Below are 18,874 nucleotides of genomic sequence, written 5' to 3'. Positions count from 1 at the left end.
AATTTCTGACGTGACCCCTGATCAATCTGATCAATCTGAAGCCTCCTCCATGTTTGGTCGTGATCCAAGCGATCCGCTGAACGACTTGCGCATGAGCGAAAAGGCGGCTCCCCTCTACGATCACGTGAAGCGATTTATCGCCCAGACGGTTGAGCCGATGTATCAGGAATATGTCCGCCTAGGCGAAGGCTGGACCGAGCGCTGGCAGTTCGCGCCGGGACAGTTAGAGATCCTCGAACAAGCCAAGGATAAGGCAAAGGCCGAGGGGCTTTGGAATTTCTTCCTGCCCGACGCCGAGACGGGCGAAGGCCTCAGTAATCTTGATTATGCGTATATTGCAGTCGAGTTAGGCAAAAACTCGCTGGCCTCCGAAGTGATGAATTGCGCCGCCCCGGACACCGGCAATATGGAAGTGCTTGAACGTGTTGGCACGCCCGCCCAGAAAGAGCGCTGGCTGAAGCCGCTTTTGAACGGCGAAATCCGGTCGGCCTATGCCATGACGGAGCCAAATGTCGCATCATCCGACGCCAAGAATATTTCGACGAGCGCCGTCCTCGACGGCAACGACTGGGTGATCAACGGTGAGAAATATTATATTTCAGGCGCGGGCGATCCGCGCTGTAAAATCATGATCGTCATGGTCAAGACCAGCCCAAACGCTGCTCCTCACCGGCAACAGTCGCAAATATTAGTTCCGAAGGACACACCAGGTGTAAACATCCTAGGACCCATGCATCTGTTCGGTCATGATGTCGCACCGAGAGGTCACATGCATATTCGATTCGAGAATGTACGTGTGCCGAAAGATAACATGCTTCTCGGTGAGGGGCGGGGTTTCGAAATCTCACAGGTGCGCCTCGGGCCCGGCCGTATACATCATTGCATGCGGGCGATTGGCAAGGCCGAACGCGCGCTGGACCTGATGGTGACGCGCGGTCAGTCTCGCGAAGCCTTCGGCAAGCCGCTGATCATGCTCGGAGGCAATCTGGAAAAGGCCTCCCGCGCCCGAATCGAGATTGAGGCCATGCGCTTGATGGTCTTGAAGGCAGCAAAAGCAATGGATGTCCTCGGCAACAAGCAGGCGCGCGTCTGGGTGAGCATGGCTAAAGCCCTGGTACCCGAAAAGGTATGTCAAATTATCGATCAGGCCATTCAGATATACGGCGGCGCCGGAGTCTCGCAATGGACGCCGCTTGCTGACCTGTACATCGAAAGTCGTGAACTACGGCTGGCGGATGGTCCCGACGAGGTGCACCACATGATCGTGGGCCGAAATGAGTTGCGCTGATTAAGCGTCCAGCAGGAAGCGACGGGACGGCCTTCTTTAAACACTAAGTCCCAACGAATTCGCGCGCTTCCGATAGCAGAGCAGTAAAATAAAGGGAAATAAAGACGTGCCAAAGGTTCCTTCCATGTTCGGTCCCGACCCTAAAGATCCGCTGAACGACTTGCGCATGAGTGAAAAGGCGGCGCCGCTCTACAATCATGTCAAGCGGTTCATCGCCGAAATCGTCACGCCCATGACCGAGGAATTTGATCGATTAGGTCAAGGCAATCCCAATCCTCGCGCATATACGTCGAGGCAGATCGAAGTGCTGGAAGTCGCGAAGCAAAAGGCCAAATCACAGGGCTTATGGAATTTTTTCCTGCCCAACGCGGAAACGGAAGAGGGGCTCAGCAATCTCGACTACGCCTATATTGCCGTCGAGCTTGGCAAGTCGCCCCTGGCTCCGGAAACCATGAATTGCGATGCGCCGAACACGGGCAACATGGAGGTGCTGGAGCGTGTTGGCACGCCTGCCCAGAAAGAGCGCTGGCTGAAGCCGTTGATGGACGGCGAAATCCGCTCGACCTATGCCATGACGGAGCCGAACGTCGCGTCGTCCGATGCAAAGAATATTTCGACAAGTGCCGTCCTTGACGGCGACGAGTGGGTGATCAACGGCGAGAAATTCTTCACATCAGGTTCCGGCGATCCGCGCTGTAAATTGATGATCGCGATGGTGAAGACCAACCCGGATGCGCCCGCACGCCAGCAACACTCCCAGATACTGGTGCCGATGGATACGTCCGGAGTGAACGTTTTGGGGCCAATGTATGTGTTCGGGCAGGATCACGGACCGCGCGGACCGATGCACGTCAGGCTTGAAGATGTGCGCGTCCCCAAAGAAAATATGCTGCTGGGCGAAGGGCGGGGCTTCGAGATTTCACAGGTACGCCTCGGGCCTGGCCGTATCCATCATTGCATGCGGGCAATTGGTCAAGCCGAACGCGCGTTGGACCTGATGGTGACGCGCGGTCAGTCTCGTGAAGCCTTCGGCAAGCCGCTGATCATGCTTGGAGGCAATCTGGAAAAGGCCTCCCGCGCTCGAATCGAGATCGAGGCCATGCGCCTTATGGTCCTGAAGGCTGCCAAGGCGATGGACGCCCTCGGCAACAAGGAAGCCCGCGTCTGGGTGAGCATGGTCAAGGCGATGGTCCCTGAAAAAGTCTGTCAGATTGTCGATCAGGCCATACAAATACATGGTGGAACTGGCGTATCGCAATGGACGCCGCTTGCGGACATGTACATCGAGGCACGCTGGTTGCGCTTGGCAGATGGTCCGGACGAGGTGCACCATATGGTTGTTGGTCGCAATGAATTGCGTTAATTTCAGCTGTTCGACCGACGAATGCGTGCAAAGCTCGCTGCATAAAGTTTTTTCGCTTTGATAGTACTATCGAGAACCACCGAAAGCTTAACTGCTCCGGATTTTCGATCGGACTGGTACATGTTGACGAAAAGTAAGCCACTTCCGACAAGATCCAACTGTTGATTAGCACTGCGGAAGTTTCGGCCGCGCAAACAGTGCGAGTGCGGATTAATTAATGTTTAATGAATTTGCGCGCCGCTTTGGCGTTTAAAGTCGGAATGCTGCTAGAGATTGTTTGATTCGACCTGCGGCCTAGCGAGGTATCTTTTGCATCTACTCAGACTTACGCCAGTGCAAAAGCTCGCATTTCGAACGGCGACAAACTAGTATGACGGCCGGGACCGTTGTTAATGGACGACTCGCCGCGAAACAATCGCCGCCTTAGCGCCAACCGGCCTAATTTCAAGCAACTCGAGATATTCTTGAAGGTGGCGGAGACCCGGAGCTTTGCCGCTGCCCGCCAACTCCGCGTTAGCCAGCCCGCCGTGAGCCAGACGATCGCACGTCTGGAAGAACTATACGGAGGAGATCTGTTCGAACGTCGCCGGGGGTCACCCGCGGCGCTCACCCCTATCGGTCAAGCGATCTTGCCTTCTGCGAAGCTGCTCCTCTTCACAGTAGAGCACCAGATCGAACGCGCGCTGGCAACCGCGCAGAGCAACGCTGGCTCTTTGACAGTCGGATTTCACCCTGCGCTCGCACACGGTCCGGTAGGCGATGGCATTGCAGAGATTTGCGAGGCCAAACCGGACATCGCTCTACGTTTTATAGAGGGGCCGCCGGGCGACCTCTACCGCCGGCTCAACGAACGGAGTGTCGACATTTTGTTTACTCCGCTGCACCCGGAAATTGGTGAGGGAAGCAACATCCAGGAGCGGCTGTGGCGCCAGTCCCTGGTCCTCGCACTCTCCGACCGACATCCGCTCGCACATGCAAAAAGCGTTAAGTGGTTGGACCTGTCCGCAATCCCTATGATGCTCAAGTCCTGCCAAGGTGATCTCACTGACTATCGCGCATTTACCGCCCGGATGGGTGACCTGCCGTTCGAATGCAACCTCCACGAGGTTTCGCGCGGTACACTCATCGAACTGGTGCGGCGCGGGATCGGCGGTACACTCCATCTGGCTTCGGCGGCCCTACCGCGTTCCGGGATTCGCTATATTCCTATCGATGAGGACGATGCCGTCCTGTGGATCGAGGCGATCTGGCCGAAGCATGGTCGGAATCCCTTACGTCACCGATTGCTGGGTTCCGTGCGGAGCCATGCATCTCGTCGGACGCCCTCAGCGATCCGTCTCCGCCCGGCTGATCAATTCGCAAGCGTCGATCTCAACGACGTCGGCAAACTGGTCGAGCAATGTCACACTCGGTGACACCCTGCACATCTCGATCGATTCAAATGGTGCGCACTCACCCCGAGAACATGTGCCATCTCCTCCTGGGTGAGCTCCGTCTCTTTCCGAATTCGTCGAAGATTGATCGCGCGATTTTCCCGGAGATCCGTCCGGCATTTAATCACGCGATAAGAGCGATCGTTCCGATTCGGAATGCACCGAGGTGCGCCAACACTTCAACCAGTTCGACCATATCATTGTCACCCCGTCCTCGATCACCACGCCACGCCGAGACCGAGCGTCTGATCGAATTGGCACGCCGGTTTCTGGACCGACGCGATGAGGGAATTCTCGTTGCATACGTCGACCACGCGATCGAGACGCTGCACATTTCCGCCAAAGCTAATCCGGATCTCTAGTTCTACGGCACCGACCGGACTTCACCCCATGCCGGCAGAACCAGATCGCGGCTCACCAACACTTGCACTCTCGCCCCCGGCCGGACTGTGATAGTCGGCTGCACATCGAGTTGGCGACTGACAATCTTGTCGCCCGCATTCTCGACCGACCGACCGGCACTTTCTCGGATTGCGTAGGCGATGTCGCTATTGTCGCCGCCGCCCACCGTCGCCGCATTGGCAACGACGCCGAACAGCGTCGAGAGCAATCCCGCCATCAGCAGCTTGCCGGTATGGTTGTTGACGCGATCGGCGAATCCAGACTGACCCGCCGCGTCCGTGCCCATAAGGCGATCAAGGTCAATCGAACGGCCATCGGCGAAAATCATCCGCGTCCAGACCACCAGCGCACGCGACTGGCCATAAGTCACCCGCGCATCATAGACGCCGATCAGCCTCGTTCCTTGCGGCACGAGGCGGGTTCGGCCGCTGACGCTATCGAACACATCCTCGGTCACCTGCGCCACGACCTGGCCGGGAAGGTCCGAAGACAGGCCGGTAATGAGCGCCGCGGCGATCGTCGAACCTGCCGAGACGACATAGCGACCGGCCGGATCGGTGACCCGACCGCTGTTCACGCTGGGCTCGCGCCCGCCGCCCGCCACGAACGCGGCTTTCCGCGCCTGGGCATCGCCATTGGCCCCGGCTTCAGGCGTATTGGTCGTCGCCTGACCCTGAAGAGGCGATGCGTCTTGCGCCGCTGGCGTCCCGGAAGAGTGCCCACCTTCGCCCGCCCCTGCGAACAGCTTGCTCGCCCGCGCGCTGTCGCGCTGCTGGCGTTGGCGCTGCCGATCCACGCTGGCTTCATTGTTGATCGTCGTCGGCGCGGACGGCGTACCGGTCGCTGGCGGCGGTGTGATCGGCTCAGTCGCAGCCGGTGGTGCGCCAAGGTTCGCCGAGGCTGTCCGCGCCAGGTCACCATAATCCTTGGGCGCGTCAGCAAGGGCATTCGTATTGCGGCGCTCGACCGAAACGGTCTCCTGGGGTGCTGGGCTGTAATGACCTGCGGTTAGGCTGTAACCGAGCGCGGCCGCGACCCCGAGCGCGCTGACGCCGCACAGCCCGGTCAAAGCCTTGCGCGACAGGCGTCGCGGCGTCGGCGCCGGCGCCCGCGTCGCGATCGGCGGACGGGGCGCGGTGGGATCGCTTGGCGGATGATCTTCGTCGCGGCTCATGAGCGCTGCTGCCGGCTCCGTGTGCGCTCGATCCGCACGATCTGTTGCCGCTTGCTGCCAAGGCGCAGCTCAGCGACCGAGAACAAGCGATCGACCACCATGTAGCGGCCCGACACGCGGTAATTGACCAGTTCGGCCTTCTTCTCGCCGATCAGGAAGAGCGGGGGCAGCTCGCTCTGCGCGATCGTCTCGGGGAACAGCAGATAGGTCTTGGCCCCATCGTCGAACACCTCGACCGGCTTCCATGGCGGGTTCGCGCCCGACAGCCGGTACGCGAAATCGAGCTTGGCCGGATCGATGCCGGTCTGGACCTGCGTGTTGGCGACCGCCGCCGCGGCCTCGATCCTGGCCCGTATCGCGATCAGCTCGTCCTGCGGATAGGACCAGCCGACGCTCGCCATATAAGTCGCCGACGTCGAGCGCAGCTCGACATGGTAGGTTCGCTTGTCGGTGTTGATGACCAGGTTGGTCCTGAGACCCGGATCGGTCGGCTTGACGAGGATATGCGTGCGGCGACCGGCCCCACTGCCGCTCGCCGCCTCGCCGATTACCCAGCGCACGGTATCGCCCGCCGCCACCGCGCCCGTGTCCGAGAGCGTCTCGCCGTCCTGCAGCACGATATCGGTGACCTGGCCGACCGCGGCATAGACCTGATAGAGGCCGCCCGGCGCATAGACGAACAACTGGGTCGCACCCTGCCAGCCCGCAGAGCGCGGACTGACCCGCGCCGCTTCGGTCGCAGCGGCGACCGGCCGCGCCGACGACGATGCAGTCTGTGCGAGTGCTGGCGCGGCCGCCAACAGAAACGGTAATGCGATGGGAACTATGCGCATGGTCATTCTCCGAGATCTTGCGACCAGTTGATCGCGTGGACGTAGAGGCCGAGCGGATTGCGGCTGAGCGTCGCCGCATCGCTGGGTGTGCGGATCACGATGGTCAGGATTGCCGACCAATGGGTAGTCGCCGCGAGTTGGCCGTGCTCGTACCGGCGCTCGTCCCAGGCGACGCGGAAGCTGTCGCCGGACGCGCGGACCACATTCTTTACGTCCACCGAAATCTGGCGGTCGGCCAATTCAGCGAACGGGTCATTTGCGCGGGCATAATCGTTGAGCCCCGCCGCGCCCTGCTCGGTCGTGAAATCATAGGCGGCCGCAAGATTCTGCCGGAGCACGATCGGATCGGCGGGCCGCGACCGGACATTCTCGATGAAACGCGCGAGATGCCAAGCGATCTGCGGATCGGTCGGCCGATAGTCCGTCGTCGCCGGCGCGACCGAACGCGCAGCACCCAGGCGATCGACCTCGACGATATAGGGCACGATATGCGAGCCGAAGCGCAGCCTAAGATTGTCGACGACCGACAGCGACAGCAGCGCGGTCGCGCCGAAGGCCATCAATCGCCAACTATGCGCCTGCACCCGCGCCGAGCCGATGCGATCGTCCCACGCCTGACCGGCGCGCTGATAAGGGGTTTCAGGAACGGGCTCGCGGCCGAAGCGCGATGAGGGGCGGCGAAACGGGTTCATGAACGATCCTCCAGCGAGATGTGGGCTGATCCGCCGTGATGGTCGGAGGACCGCAAGGTGTGGGCGGCGAGCGTCGCGCCCTGGATCATCGCCTGTCGGCGACGGAGCTGCTTGGCCCAGGCCGGGGCGGATGCCTGCGCTGGTGGCGCAGCCACGGCCGGCTCACCACCCTCCGCTCCAAGCGCCGCGCTGCTCTCGCCACCGCTAGGTGCCGGTTCAGCTTCGGACGCGGCGGGTTCCGTACCACCGCCACCTGCGCTCCCGCCACCGCCGCCACCTCCCGGCGCCCCGGACGGCGGGGGAACCGTCGGAGCGCCGCCCGTCGGCGCCGGGGGAGCGGGTGGCGCCGACGAGGATCCGCCTGGCCCAGAAGCACCAGAGGCGCGCGAGCCAGCGGACCGGGAGAGGGTTGAAGCCGCAGCGGAGCCCGCCCGTCCGGCAAGGCCCGCAGCGCCCGCCACGCCCATCGTGGCGGCAGCTCCGATCCCGGCGACGGTGGCGCCGGCAGCGACCGCCGCGCCGGCCCCAAGTTGCGGGCCGCCCGAGATGAGGCCGGAGGCAATGCCGGGGCCGAAGATGGCGAGACCAAGAAGCGTGAGCGCGGCAAGCGCGAGGCTGGCGACCTGTTCGAGCGTCGGCTGCGCGCCGCCGAAATCGATCACGAAGTCGCGGAAGATGGTGGAGCCGATCCCGATGATCACCGCGAGGACGAGCACCTTGACGCCGGTCGCCATCACATTGCCGAGCACCCGTTCGGCGAGAAAGGCGGTGCGACCGAAGAGCCCGAACGGCACCAGCACGAACCCCGCCAGCGTCGAGAGCTTGAACTCGATCAGCGTGACGAACAGCTGGATCGCGATGATGAAGAAGGCGAGCAGGACGATCGCCCAAGCGAGCAACAGCACCGCGATCTGGACGAAGTTGGTGAAGATGCCGACCGGGCCGACCAAGAGCGAGGCCTGGTCGAGCAAAGGCTGCCCGGCATCGATCCCGATCTGTGCGATCTTGCCGGGATGGAGCAGATCGTCCGCACTACCCGAGCCGGCAGCCTTCAGGCCGATGCCGGAGAAGCTTAGATAGATGATCTTGGCGAGGCCGTTCCAATTCGCGATCAGGAAGGCAAAGAAGCCGACCTGCAGCGTCTTTTTGACCAGCCGCGCGACGATGTCGTCACCTTCGCCCCAGGTCCAGAACAGGAGCGCCAGCGTTACATCGATGACGATCAGCGAGCTTGCCAGAAACCCGACGTCGCCATGGATCAGACCGAAGCCTGAATCGATGTAGCGCGCGAACATGTCGAGGAAGCGGTCGATGACGCCCGTGCCTTCGCCCATGGCTCAGTGCTCCCATGTCGTTGAGGGCGCACCGGCGCCGGCCGGAACGGTCAGCGGATTGGCGGGCGCGGGTTCGATCGGCGCCGGCTCAACCGGCACCACCAGGCTACGACTCTCACCCATGAAGCGGCGCCGGTTCACTTCCCACGCCGCCCGGCAACGCGCGTCGTCGGTATCGGCGGGAAGCGTCCGGCAGCGCGTGAGCTCGGCGAGGAGCGGATCGACGTTCGGCTTCGCCGGTTCGCCCGTGGTGTCGCCGACCCGATAATGTGCCGCCGGCGGCTGAGCGCCACTGAGCGTGATCAGCACGGCTACGCCGGTCGTCGCGGCGGCAGCGGCGATCGCCGCCGATCGCCAGCCGAGCGCGGCGAACCGGCGGCGCGGCTTCGCAGGCTGTTCCTCTTCAGTCATGGAACAGGCTGACGCTTTGCGCGACATAGCCCGTGCCGCGCGCGAGGAACCGCTTTGTCTGCTCGCGGCCCTGCGCTTCGTCGGCCGCAGCGCGTGCGGACTCGATCGCCGTGGCCCGCGCCTGCGCCGCCAGCATCGCGGTGAGATCTGCAAGCTGGCGCGTTTGCAGTGCGATCAACTGATTGCCCGCCTGCGCCGCCTGCAGCGCACCCGTCGCGCCCTGGCTCGCGGTCACCAGCGTGCCCGCCTGGGTCCGTGTACCGTCGAGATTGCCGGTGACGGTGGCGCCGGTCCGTAGCGAATCCTGATAGGCCGCGAGAGCGTCGGTCCAGCGCGTCTGCGCATTGGTCACCAGGGTGCCCGACGAGGTGCCGGACAGCGAGCCCGCCGGATAACGCTGGCGGAACACCTGGTCGATGTCCTGCACCCGATAGGCGATCTGCTGCGCCTGGGTGATCAACGCCCGCGTTCGGTCGATGTCCTGCTGGATGCTCGACAGGACCGAGGTCGGCAGGTTGGTGAGATTGCGCGCCTGGTTGATCAGGCTTTGGGCCTGATTCTGGATCTGGGTGATCTGGTTGTTGATCTGCTGGAGGCTGCGCGCCGCCGTCAGCACATTCTGCGCATAGTTGGTCGGATCGTAGACGATGCCGCCGAACTGGGCGCTTGCGGGGGAACTCAGCGCCAGCGCGAGCGCAGCGGCGCCGAGAGCGAGCTTGGTGGTACGCGGACGGGTCATGGAACAACCTCCTCGGGCTTGAGCGATTCTGTGGTGAGAAATTCGGCGGCCCAGCCGAGACCGCGGTGGCGCGCCCAGGCAGCCGCAAAGCCCTCGGTCCCATGCTGCTCGACCAACGCGGTGATGGCGTTCAGGTCGGTGCGCGACGACGCTGCCGTGAAGGCGAGCGCGACCGGTCCAAGGCCCAGGTCGAACAGTCGATTGCCGAGCGCGGATTGGCAATAATAGTCGCGCTTCGGCGTGGCCGAGGCGATGATCTCGATCTGCCGGTCGTTGAGCCCGAACCGGCGATAGACGCCGAGGATCTGGGGCTCGAGCGCACGCTCATTGGCGAGGAACAACCGCGTCGGGCAGCTCTCGATGATCGCCGGCGCGATCGCCGAGCCTTCGATGTCGGCCAGGCTCTGCGTCGCGAACACCACGCTCGCATTCTTCTTGCGCAGCGTCTTCAGCCATTCCTTGAGCTGGCGGCCGAACAGCGGGTCGTCGAGCGCGAGCCAGCCCTCGTCGATCAGGATCAGGGTCGGGCGACCGTCGAGCCGCCGCCCGATCCGGTGGAATAGATAGGCGAGCACGGCCGGCGCGGCCGGCGTGCCGACCAGCCCCTCGGTCTCGAACGCCTGAGCATCGCTGTCCCCGAAATGCTCGATATCGCCGTCGAGCAGCCGGCCATAAGGACCGGCCAGCGTATAAGGCGCCAGCGCGCGCTTCAGGCCGGACGCCTGGATCAGCACGGTGAGGCCCGTAAGGGTGCGTTGCGCAACCGGCGCATCGGCGAGGCTGCCCAGCGCCGTCCAGAGATGCTCCTTCACCTCCGGGGTGATCGCGAATCCCTCGCGGGCCAGGATCGCGCCGAGCCAGTCCGACGCCCAGGCCCGTTCGTCGGCTTCGTCGATCCGCGCCAGCGGCTGCAGCGAGAGCGGCGCGGCGCCGCCACCGAGGGCGCCGCCGAGATCGTGCCATTCGCCGCCGACCGCCAATATCGCCGCGCGGATCGAGCCGCCATGGTCGAAGGCGAAGACCTGGGCGCCGCGGTAGCGGCGGAACTGCAGCGCCATGAAAGCGAGGAGCACACTCTTGCCCGATCCGGTCGGACCGACGACGAGGGTATGACCGATGTCGCCGACATGGAGTGAGAAGCGAAACGGCGTGCTGCCGAGGGTGCGCGCATGGAACAGCGGCGGGTCATTGAAATGCCCGTCGCTGGTCGGCCCCGCCCAGACCGCCGACACCGGCATGATATGGGCGAGGTTCAGCGTCGAGATCGGCGGCTGCCGGACATTGGCGTAGGGATTGCCCGGCAGCGAGCCGAGCCAGGCTTCGAGCGCGTTCAACCCTTCGGCGATGCAGGCGAAATCGCGGCCACGCACGATCTTCTCGATCGCCTGCAGCCTGAGATCGGCATCCCGCGGGCTGTCGCCCAACACCGTGATCGTCGTGGTGACATAGGCATAGCCCGCGATATCGGCGCCGAGATCCTGGAGCGCCGCATCGGCCTCCGCCGACTTGTTAGCCGCGTCGCTGTCGACAAGGACGCTCGCCTCGTTGGTCAGCACCTCCTTGATGATCGCGGCCAGGCTCTTGCGCTTGGAGAACCAGAGCCGGCGGATGCGCGTCAGCATGCGCTGCGCCGACACCTTGTCGAGGCAGATCGCGCGCGTCGTCCAGCGATAGGCGAAGCCCAGCCGGTTGAGCTCGTCGAGCATTCCAGGCACCGTCGCCGCCGGAAAGCCGGTGATCGACAGGCAGCGCAGGTGCTTGGCGCCCAGCTGCGGGGCCAGTCCGCCGACGAGCAGTTCGTCGGCCAGGAGCGCGTCGAGATGCATGGGCGTCTCGGGGACCGCGATCTGCTGGTCGTGGGTCGAGATCGTCGAATGCAGATAGGTGAGCGTCTCGGCCGGCGACAGCCAGACCGCCTCGGGCATGACGCCCTCGATCATGTCGAGCACCCGGCCCGTCTCGCGCTCGAAATCGTCGAGATGGTCGGCGGCCGTCGCGACGCCCTCGGCCCCGCCTTCATAGAAGAGCGATGACGCCTTCGACGTATCGTCAGCCGGGGGCAGCCATTGCAGCGTCAGATAATAAGCACTGGTGAAGTTGGGCCGGGTGATGTCGCCGCCTTCGAACAGGTCGCGCCGTTCTTCGTCGATCAGCATCGAGACCGGATCGGCGAAGCCGTCCGAGACGGGATAGCCGGGCGACGCCGTACGTTGCGCCTCGACATAGATCGCCCAGCCGGTGCCGAGCCGCTTCAAGGCATTGTTGAGCCGCGCCGAGGTCGCGATGAGTTCGGCCTGCGTCGCGCTGTCGAGATCGGGCCCACGAAACCGCGCGATGCGCAGGAAGCTGCCATCCTTGTTGAGGATGATGCCGGGTGCGATCATCGCCGCCCAGGGCAGGAAGTCGGAAAGCCGCGACGCGCGGCGGGCATGTTCGCGCAGGAACAACATGGGGCTTAGCTTTCGAACAGGGTGGGAAGCGCGATGTGACGGCGGGCGACAGGGAGGATCTGCGCGTCACGGCGGGCGGCGAAGACGGCGAGGCCATGGCCGACCACCGCCATCACAATGCCGGCGATCCACAAGCGCAGACCGATTCCGACCGCGGCCGCGAGCGTCCCGTTGACGATTGCGAGCGCGCGCGGCGCCCCCGCCAGCAGGATCGGCTCGGCCAGCGCCCGATGCACCGGCGCCGCGAACCCGGGCAGATCCTCTTGCATCAGACCAGCGCCCCGCCACCGAAGCTGAAGAAGCTCAGGAAGAAGGACGAAGCGGCGAAGGCTACCGACAGGCCGAACACGATCTGGATCAGCTTACGGAAACCGCCCGAGGTGTCGCCGAACGCTAGGGTCAGGCCGGTGATAACGATGATGATCACGCCGATGACCTTGGCGACCGGACCCTGCACCGAGTCGACGATCGACTGGAGCGGCGTCTCCCAGGGCATGCCCGAGCCGCCGGCCCAGGCCGGCGACGAGGTGAGGATCGCGGCAGCGAGAAGGCCAGCGCGCTGGAGGTTTTGCAAACGGGTCATGAGGCTGCTCCTGTGACAAGGTGGATGGTGAGAAGGCGGTAGGTGCCGTCGGGCTCGAGGCCCTCGACGCGGACCAGTTCGGACAGTCGGCGCTCGACGCCACGCCCGGTCAGCACCGCGATCACGTCGATCGTCTCGGCGATCAGCGCACGGGGCACATGGGTGATGGCTTCGAGAATGAGCTGCTCGAGCCGGTGCAGCGCGGCGGTCGCGGTCCCGGCGTGGATCGTTCCGATCCCGCCGGGGTGGCCGGTGCCCCAGGCCTTCAGCAGGTCGAGCGCTTCCGGGCCACTCACCTCGCCGATCGGAATGCGATCGGGACGCAGGCGCAGGCTCGAGCGCACCAGGTCGGTCATCGTGACGCCCGGTGCGGTGCGCAGCGCCACGACGTTGGCCGCGTCGCAGCGCAGCTCGCGCGTGTCTTCGATCAGGATGATCCGGTCGCTTCCGCTGGATGCGACGCCGAGTAGCGCATTGGTGAGCGTCGTCTTGCCGGTCGACGTGCCGCCGGCGACGAGGATGTTCGCGCGCGTTTGGACGGCTTGCGCAAGGTATGCCGCCGCCGTCGCCGTCATCGTGCCGGCAGCCACATAGTCTGCCAGCGCGAGCGGCAGGCTGGCCGGCCGGCGGATCGAGAAGACCGGCTCGGTCACCACCGGTGGAAGCAATCCCTCGAACCGCTCGCCGCCTTCCGGCAGCTCCGCCGAGACGCGCGGAGCACCCCTGTGAACCTCAGCGCCGACATGATGCGCGACAAGCCGAATGATACGCTCGGCCTGAAGCGGGCTCAGTTTCTCGTCGGTCGCCGCGATGCCGGTGTCGAGGTGATCGACCCATAGTCGCCCATCCGCATTGAGCATGATCTCGGCGACGTTCGCGTCATCGAGCCAGGCCGCGATCGCCGGGCCGAGCGCGGTCCGCAGCATCGCGGTTCCGCGTGCGTGAACGATAGCCGATGGCTGGGTCACTTGAGGCTGTCTCCGTGGATCGAGAGCCGCACGAGCGGCGCCGGAGACAGGTAAAGAATGCCAAATTCGGCCGCCTACAACAGCATTCCACGGGCGTCGTACGGCCGGCGAGGTCTGGATATATTGGCGCGGACCAGAAACGCGCGCGCTCGCCGGGTGGACCTTATTTCAACGGGAATTCGGCGCGAATCAGCCGGTCGTCAAACGCAGTCGCCAGCGCGGCGCGGAAGCCTATGTTCTTCCTCAGGCGGCCGACGACGACTTGCGCCGTCGCTTCGGGTTATCGGCAAGCTCGACCCAAACCGGTGCATGGTCGCTGGTCTTCTCCCAACCACGAACATGACGGTCGACCTGCGCATCCACGAGCCGATCAGCCAGCGCCGGGCTCAGCAGCAGATGGTCGATACGAAGTCCGGCATTGCGGGCATAGGCGTTCCGGAAATAGTCGAAGAAGGTATAGATCACCTTGCCCGGGTGGATGGTCCGCAGCGCGTCGGTCCAACCCTATTCGAGCAACCGGAAATATCCGCCGACTCCGCCAGCATCGGCGTCAGGATGACAGCTTCGCCGTCACCATTGAGCGCCGAGCGCGCCAAGCCGCGGCACCCTGCCGCGCCATCATAAGCCTAAGATTCCACAGGTTTCGGCCGGGAGGCTGCGACTTCCGCCAATCCTCGCCTTGCTCATGATTCCATGTTATCTTAGTTTCATGAAATCATCAGATCACGAGGAGCCGGATGAGTTTCTTCAGGTCCAGGTTCCGGCCATTACCAAGCGCGACCTCGGCCATCGCGCCGTCGAAGCCCGCGAACCTATCCGCTTGATCGTACTGCGCGCGCTAGCCGCCTATGGTGTTCCCGTACCGGCCGACGCGATCGCGGACCGCCGGCGGAGACCACGATGACCGACGACGATTTTGCACCCCTCACAATCGCCGATTACGCCGCCCGAGCGCTTGGCACCGATCAGCGCAGCGACGGCGGATCGATCACCTTTCCCATGCTCGGGCTATTCGGCGAAACCGGCAGCCTGTTGAGCGAGGTCAAGAAGAAGCAGCGCGATAAGGCATCCTACCTCGGCTACGCCGATACCGTGGCCGAGGAACTCGGCGATGTGCTCTGGTACATGACCGTGCTCGCCTCGCGGGTCGGCATCGGCCTCGACGAGCTCTGCGCCAACGTCGAGACGAGCTTCGGCAATTGGCGGCAGGGCGGCGACGCGGCCCTCAGTTTCGCTGCGCTCCAGCCGGCGATCATGGATCGCAAGACCGAACCGTCACCTGCTTTCGAAACCACGCTGCTGCGCCTCGCCGGCGAAGTCGGAATGCTGGTCAGCGATCAGCAAGCTGGCCATCTGTCCGACAATCGTGCCGCCTTTGCCGGGCGCCTCGTCGCGATCCTGCGGACGATCATCCATGCGGCGACCGACGCCGGCGTGACCCTCGAGGCCGCCGCCATTAAGAACCTCGCCAAGACCGCCGACCGTTGGCCCAGCGAGCGCATCTATCCGCAGCCCTTCGATGAAAGCGCCTTGCCCGACGAGAAGCTTCCCCGCATCCTGACGCTGGACGTCTACGAGCGCAATGTCCGCGGCCAGAGCTACGTCTATCAGCGCTGCAACGGCATCAACATTGGCGACCGTCTGACCGACAATGCCTTGGTCGCCGACGATTACCGTTTCCACGACGTCTTCCATCTCGCCCACGTCGCGGTGCTAGGCTGGTCACCGGTCATTCGCGCACTGCTGCGCCTCAAGCGCAAAGAAGATCCCAAGCTGGACGAAGCCGAGGATGGTGCGCGCGCCATCCTGATCGAAGAGGGGGTGACCACTTGGATATTCGGTCAGGCTGCCCGCCTCGATTATTTCGAAGGCATGAAGCCCGGAGACTTGCCCTTCGACCTACTCAAACATATCCGCCAGTTCGTCGCCGGCTATGAGGCGGCCGATTGTCCCTTGTGGCTATGGGAGGAGGCCATATTGGAGGGCTATGCCGCATTCCGCTTCTTGCGCGCCCATCGCCGCGGGCGCGTCCATATCGACATGATTCATCATCGCTTGCGTATCGAGGCCCTGCCGTGAAAACTCCCCGTTCCTTCGTTGCCGCGCTCGCGCGCACCCGCCTCGACTCGGTCTTCAATCCCTATGCCGAAGCCTGTCCCGAACATGACCGCGCGGACGCTCCGGCGCTACGGCGCCGTAATCTCGAAGCCTGGTTAGAAGCCGCGCTCGTCGCCCGGGTCGACACCATCTGGATCGCACGTGACCTCGGCTATCGCGGCGGCCGACGGACCGGCTTGCCCCTGACCGACGAAGTGCATCTCAAGGACGCCGGGACGCTGCTTGGCGGGATCGAATTTCACCGTGCAACGCGCGGCCCCGTCGTCGCCGAGCGGACCGCGGCCATCGTCTGGCGCATGCTGACCGCCATCGCCGAGCCCGCCGTGCTTTGGAACGTTTTTCCTCTCCACCCGCACGGAGCGGGCGATCCCCTGTCGAACCGTTGCCACACCCGCACCGAGCGGGAGGCCACCGCGCCGCTGCTGCGCGGCCTGATCGCGATCTTCCGCCCGCGCCGTATCGTCGCGATCGGCCGTGACGCCCAGCTCGCGCTCGAAGGGCTCGACATCCCCGTCACCGGCGTCCGTCATCCAAGCTACGGCGGCCAGGCCGACTTTATAGCCGGCATCGCCGCGCTTTACGGCGTCGATCCCGAGCGGCCCTCGGCCTCGCCCCAGCTGCCGCTCGATCATGCGGCGAGCGCGGGTTTGGCGCTGGCCTGATCGAACGCGGCGATCATCGCCTCGATCTGTGCTCGCGTCGCCTGGCCCTTGGCCTTCGACTTGGGCTGGTCAACCACCGCATGGGTCGAAATGACGGTCAGGCTGCCGACCTTGAGACCTGCCTCGTGCGCGACGAACTCCATCAACCGTCCGAGGCCGATGAGATTGCCGAGCAGCTTTTCGACGTAATAGTGGTTGCGGTACATCGCCGTCAGCGTCAGCGTCTTCGGATCCCCCGGCAGCAGCTTGAAGCTGAGGAAGCTCAGGCACTGCCCGCCATAAGGGGACTCATCGACGTCGCGATCGGGATCGAACAGCGACAGCTCGAATTTGTTGTTCGCCTTGACCGAGGGCGCCTTCATCCGGCTAACGATTTCCCATAGCTGATTGATCGGCGGTCCGTCGGCCCGCGGCACACTGATCATCCGCTCGAAATAATATCCCGACCAGCGGCAATTCTTGCGCACCTTTGCGAGCACCCGGCTGGTGAAGGCCTCGAAGAACGCCGGCGCGCCGTAGCGGTAGTAGAATTGCGATGGGAAGATCGTGTTGGCCACCGTCTCGACCGTCTTCTCATAGGGCCGCAGGAATGCGTCGACCGCCGCGACCCGCGGATCGTCCGTCCTGGTGCCGGTCACGGCGTTCGCGACATCGATGATGACATTATAGGCGGCATGGCCGGGCAGCGCGTCGACCAACCGAACGGCCTCGCGCCACGCGCTCGCACAGTCAGGCTGCGACGGGACGGGCAGATACATCGATATCCTCCAAGAGTGTTGCCGCCGCGAACAGTCGCGGCTTGAGGAAAGATTCAGTGAGCCAGGCGCAGCCGCCGAGACCCCAGCGCGGCCCCCAACTATTACGCACCAACAGCGCCGGACAGCCGTCGACCGTACCGTGCCCGCACGCGATGACCGCATGCCGCCGTGCCGGCTCGGGATGCTCGCCGATCGGCGGATCGACGACGCCGTCGCCACTGGGCTCGAAGAAACACCGCGACAGCATCAGCAGCAGGATCACCGGCCGGTGGGCGTCGAGCGACGCGGCGACCTGGTCAATCGCGGTCGATGTCAACATGCCCGCGCGACCATGCAGCGCGCCGAGTTCGGCCGGCGGGACATAATGGGCCATATCGGCCGGCAGCGCCGCCAGATAGGGCCAGGCCACTTCCATCGGCTGCCCGTCTTCTGCTAGCGACTGCACCATGACCGGCAGGACCGCGCCCCGCGTCGGCGGGCGCCCCGCACGCCGCTGCGCCTGATAGAAGGCATATTCGCAACACAACGGGTCCCACCCATCGCGCAGCGCGGCATGGGTGTCGCTCGCCGCAAAGGCGAGGCAGGTCGGACGCCCGCGCTGGTCGCGCGCCGCGCCGAACATGCCCCGCAAATCCTGGTGAACGTCAATCAGGCTCATGCCGCCTCGAGACGAATGCGACGCTCGGCGCGCGACAGGCCGACCTCTTCCGGCCCTGTGAAATCATAGTCGACCGCCAGGCTCGCCAGAGGTTCGTCCGGTTCCCACGGCCGCCGCTCGTCGAGCACGAGCGTTCCCCGGTTGGCTTCGCGCGTCGCGGCGGTGACGCGGCGCACGACCGGACCGCCCACACCGTCGCCATCCATGTCCTCGACCGCATCGCCGACGATTGCAAAGCCGCTCTCGCGCAGCTGATCGATGTCCCAGAGATAGCCGCCGCCGCTATGCTCCTCGAGCCGCAGGACAAACAAGTCATTGCGGCTGCCATCGATCCGAGTATTGGCATCACGTTCGGTCAGCAGCCAGACGTCGCCGCGATAATCCTGCGGTTGATAGTTCGCCAGCAGCGCTGCCTTCACTTGCTTCGGTTGGGTTTTGAGCAGATCCTGAACCCTGTTCTGCGGCAGCAGATTGTAGCGGCCGAGCGTGTAGCAGGTCGCCGAATAGCTGGCGCCCATCCGCAATGCGAGCTGGTAGACGGTGCTCGGCCGCGCAAGCGTTTCGCCCGTCCAGCCCTGCCGCTCGCAGTGCCACGCGATCAGCCATTGCGGCATCATGAAGCCCACTGCGAACGCATCGGCTTCGACTTCCTGGAAATCCATCGCCGGCGCCAACGTCGCGGCCATCCGCCGCAGGATTGTTTCGTCGTCGAGACTCAGTTGATGGTCGAGACAGAAGTGGCCAAGCTCGTGGGCGGCCGTGAAACGCTGGATCGCCATCGGCCGCTGGGTGGTGATCAACACGCCGGGCGCCGGATCGCTGATATAGGCGCCGAGCAGCCCTTCGAGCGGGCGGAGCAGCACCGGAAGATCGAGCGCATGGATCGCCGCGAACACGTCGACATTGCCGCCGCGCGCTTCGATCCTTTGCTTCTGCTCGAGACGCTGATGCAGGCGGCTCGCCGCCATCATCCCGCCGCGCACCGATCGGGCATAGCTGCTCGCCATC

19 protein-coding genes and 1 pseudogene are annotated in these 18,874 nt (G+C 64.2%); 6 read left to right on the top strand and 14 right to left on the bottom strand.

Going from position 1 to position 18,874, the window contains the following annotated elements:
- The first annotated feature begins 10 nt into the window (after positions 1 to 10).
- The 3 genes from ASE00_RS08590 to ASE00_RS08580 all read left to right on the top strand — a co-directional run bounded on the left by ASE00_RS08590 (position 11) and on the right by ASE00_RS08580 (position 4,066).
- A complete protein-coding gene (locus ASE00_RS08590) occupies positions 11 to 1,288 on the top strand; it encodes an acyl-CoA dehydrogenase family protein (RefSeq protein WP_235538575.1) in 1,278 nt (425 codons plus the stop codon).
- Positions 1,289 to 1,412: 124 nt separating this feature from the next.
- Positions 1,413 to 2,651, top strand: a complete 1,239-nt coding sequence (locus tag ASE00_RS08585) for an acyl-CoA dehydrogenase family protein (RefSeq protein WP_056379042.1) — start codon at positions 1,413 to 1,415, stop codon at positions 2,649 to 2,651.
- A gap of 392 nt (positions 2,652 to 3,043) precedes the next feature.
- Positions 3,044 to 4,066, top strand: a complete 1,023-nt coding sequence (locus ASE00_RS08580; protein WP_056379040.1) for a LysR family transcriptional regulator — start codon at positions 3,044 to 3,046, stop codon at positions 4,064 to 4,066.
- A gap of 382 nt (positions 4,067 to 4,448) precedes the next feature.
- Here ASE00_RS08580 and ASE00_RS08575 read toward each other — a convergent pair whose 3' ends face one another.
- From ASE00_RS08575 to ASE00_RS08525, 11 genes and pseudogenes are all read right to left on the bottom strand, one after another.
- Positions 4,449 to 5,660 carry a TrbI/VirB10 family protein gene (locus ASE00_RS08575; RefSeq protein ID WP_056379038.1) on the bottom strand — a complete coding sequence of 404 codons (1,212 nt, stop codon included), beginning with the start codon at positions 5,658 to 5,660 and terminating at the stop codon, positions 4,449 to 4,451.
- The gene (gene trbG / locus ASE00_RS08570) at positions 5,657 to 6,493 is read right to left on the bottom strand and encodes a P-type conjugative transfer protein TrbG (protein WP_056379036.1); all 837 of its coding nucleotides are present in this window, start codon (positions 6,491 to 6,493) and stop codon (positions 5,657 to 5,659) included. Before trbG ends, ASE00_RS08575 begins: the two co-directional genes overlap by 4 nt.
- Positions 6,494 to 6,495: 2 nt before the next feature.
- Positions 6,496 to 7,185: a conjugal transfer protein TrbF gene (trbF, locus tag ASE00_RS08565; protein ID WP_056379034.1), complete on the bottom strand. Its 690-nt coding sequence runs from the start codon at positions 7,183 to 7,185 to the stop codon at positions 6,496 to 6,498.
- Complete coding sequence (gene trbL / locus ASE00_RS08560; RefSeq protein WP_056379033.1) at positions 7,182 to 8,519, bottom strand: P-type conjugative transfer protein TrbL; 1,338 nt, start codon at positions 8,517 to 8,519, stop codon at positions 7,182 to 7,184. Before trbL ends, trbF begins: the two co-directional genes overlap by 4 nt.
- 3 nt (positions 8,520 to 8,522) lie before the next feature.
- On the bottom strand, positions 8,523 to 8,930 hold the full coding sequence (trbK-alt, locus tag ASE00_RS08555) for a putative entry exclusion protein TrbK-alt (RefSeq protein ID WP_056379031.1): 408 nt from the start codon (positions 8,928 to 8,930) through the stop codon (positions 8,523 to 8,525).
- Positions 8,923 to 9,669, bottom strand: coding sequence for a P-type conjugative transfer protein TrbJ (gene trbJ, locus ASE00_RS08550; protein ID WP_056379029.1), 747 nt, complete (start codon positions 9,667 to 9,669; stop codon positions 8,923 to 8,925). The genes trbK-alt and trbJ overlap by 8 nt, the downstream gene beginning before the upstream one ends.
- The gene (gene trbE, locus ASE00_RS08545) at positions 9,666 to 12,119 is read right to left on the bottom strand and encodes a conjugal transfer protein TrbE (protein ID WP_056379027.1); all 2,454 of its coding nucleotides are present in this window, start codon (positions 12,117 to 12,119) and stop codon (positions 9,666 to 9,668) included. Before trbE ends, trbJ begins: the two co-directional genes overlap by 4 nt.
- A gap of 5 nt (positions 12,120 to 12,124) precedes the next feature.
- A complete protein-coding gene (locus ASE00_RS08540) occupies positions 12,125 to 12,388 on the bottom strand; it encodes a VirB3 family type IV secretion system protein (protein ID WP_056379025.1) in 264 nt (87 codons plus the stop codon).
- On the bottom strand, positions 12,388 to 12,702 hold the full coding sequence (locus ASE00_RS08535; protein WP_056379023.1) for a TrbC/VirB2 family protein: 315 nt from the start codon (positions 12,700 to 12,702) through the stop codon (positions 12,388 to 12,390). The genes ASE00_RS08540 and ASE00_RS08535 overlap by 1 nt, the downstream gene beginning before the upstream one ends.
- Positions 12,699 to 13,628, bottom strand: a complete 930-nt coding sequence (gene trbB / locus ASE00_RS08530) for a P-type conjugative transfer ATPase TrbB (RefSeq protein WP_056379021.1) — start codon at positions 13,626 to 13,628, stop codon at positions 12,699 to 12,701. Before trbB ends, ASE00_RS08535 begins: the two co-directional genes overlap by 4 nt.
- Positions 13,629 to 13,913: 285 nt before the next feature.
- Positions 13,914 to 14,174 (bottom strand): annotated as a pseudogene (locus ASE00_RS08525) (endonuclease/exonuclease/phosphatase family protein); the annotation flags it as partial.
- 205 nt (positions 14,175 to 14,379) lie between these two features.
- Here ASE00_RS08525 and ASE00_RS23730 point away from each other — a divergent pair.
- Genes ASE00_RS23730 through ASE00_RS08510 form a run of 3 tightly spaced genes read left to right on the top strand, consistent with a single transcriptional unit; the run spans position 14,380 to position 16,450 of the window.
- Positions 14,380 to 14,574 (top strand): hypothetical protein, encoded by a 195-nt coding sequence (locus ASE00_RS23730; RefSeq protein WP_056379017.1) that lies wholly within the window; start codon positions 14,380 to 14,382, stop codon positions 14,572 to 14,574.
- Complete coding sequence (locus ASE00_RS08515) at positions 14,571 to 15,749, top strand: nucleoside triphosphate pyrophosphohydrolase family protein (protein ID WP_056379015.1); 1,179 nt, start codon at positions 14,571 to 14,573, stop codon at positions 15,747 to 15,749. Before ASE00_RS23730 ends, ASE00_RS08515 begins: the two co-directional genes overlap by 4 nt.
- Entirely contained in the window at positions 15,746 to 16,450 is a 705-nt protein-coding gene (locus ASE00_RS08510) for a uracil-DNA glycosylase (RefSeq protein WP_056379013.1), read from the top strand. Before ASE00_RS08515 ends, ASE00_RS08510 begins: the two co-directional genes overlap by 4 nt.
- Here the strand turns inward: ASE00_RS08510 and ASE00_RS08505 are convergent.
- From ASE00_RS08505 to ASE00_RS08495, 3 genes are read right to left on the bottom strand one after another with little or no spacing between them, the layout of a single operon-like run.
- Positions 16,417 to 17,208, bottom strand: coding sequence for a hypothetical protein (locus ASE00_RS08505; protein ID WP_056379011.1), 792 nt, complete (start codon positions 17,206 to 17,208; stop codon positions 16,417 to 16,419). The two genes, ASE00_RS08510 and ASE00_RS08505, sit on opposite strands and share 34 nt — an antisense overlap.
- The gene (locus ASE00_RS08500) at positions 17,180 to 17,866 is read right to left on the bottom strand and encodes a C1 family peptidase (protein ID WP_082594529.1); all 687 of its coding nucleotides are present in this window, start codon (positions 17,864 to 17,866) and stop codon (positions 17,180 to 17,182) included. The genes ASE00_RS08505 and ASE00_RS08500 overlap by 29 nt, the downstream gene beginning before the upstream one ends.
- Entirely contained in the window at positions 17,863 to 18,873 is a 1,011-nt protein-coding gene (locus ASE00_RS08495; RefSeq protein ID WP_082594528.1) for an ImmA/IrrE family metallo-endopeptidase, read from the bottom strand. Before ASE00_RS08495 ends, ASE00_RS08500 begins: the two co-directional genes overlap by 4 nt.
- Between the last annotated feature and the right edge of the window lies 1 nt (position 18,874).

This window comes from Sphingomonas sp. Root710, from assembly GCF_001429065.1.
In the GTDB taxonomy this organism is placed as follows: domain Bacteria; phylum Pseudomonadota; class Alphaproteobacteria; order Sphingomonadales; family Sphingomonadaceae; genus Rhizorhabdus.
This window is presented reverse-complemented; position numbering and strand designations above follow the sequence as displayed.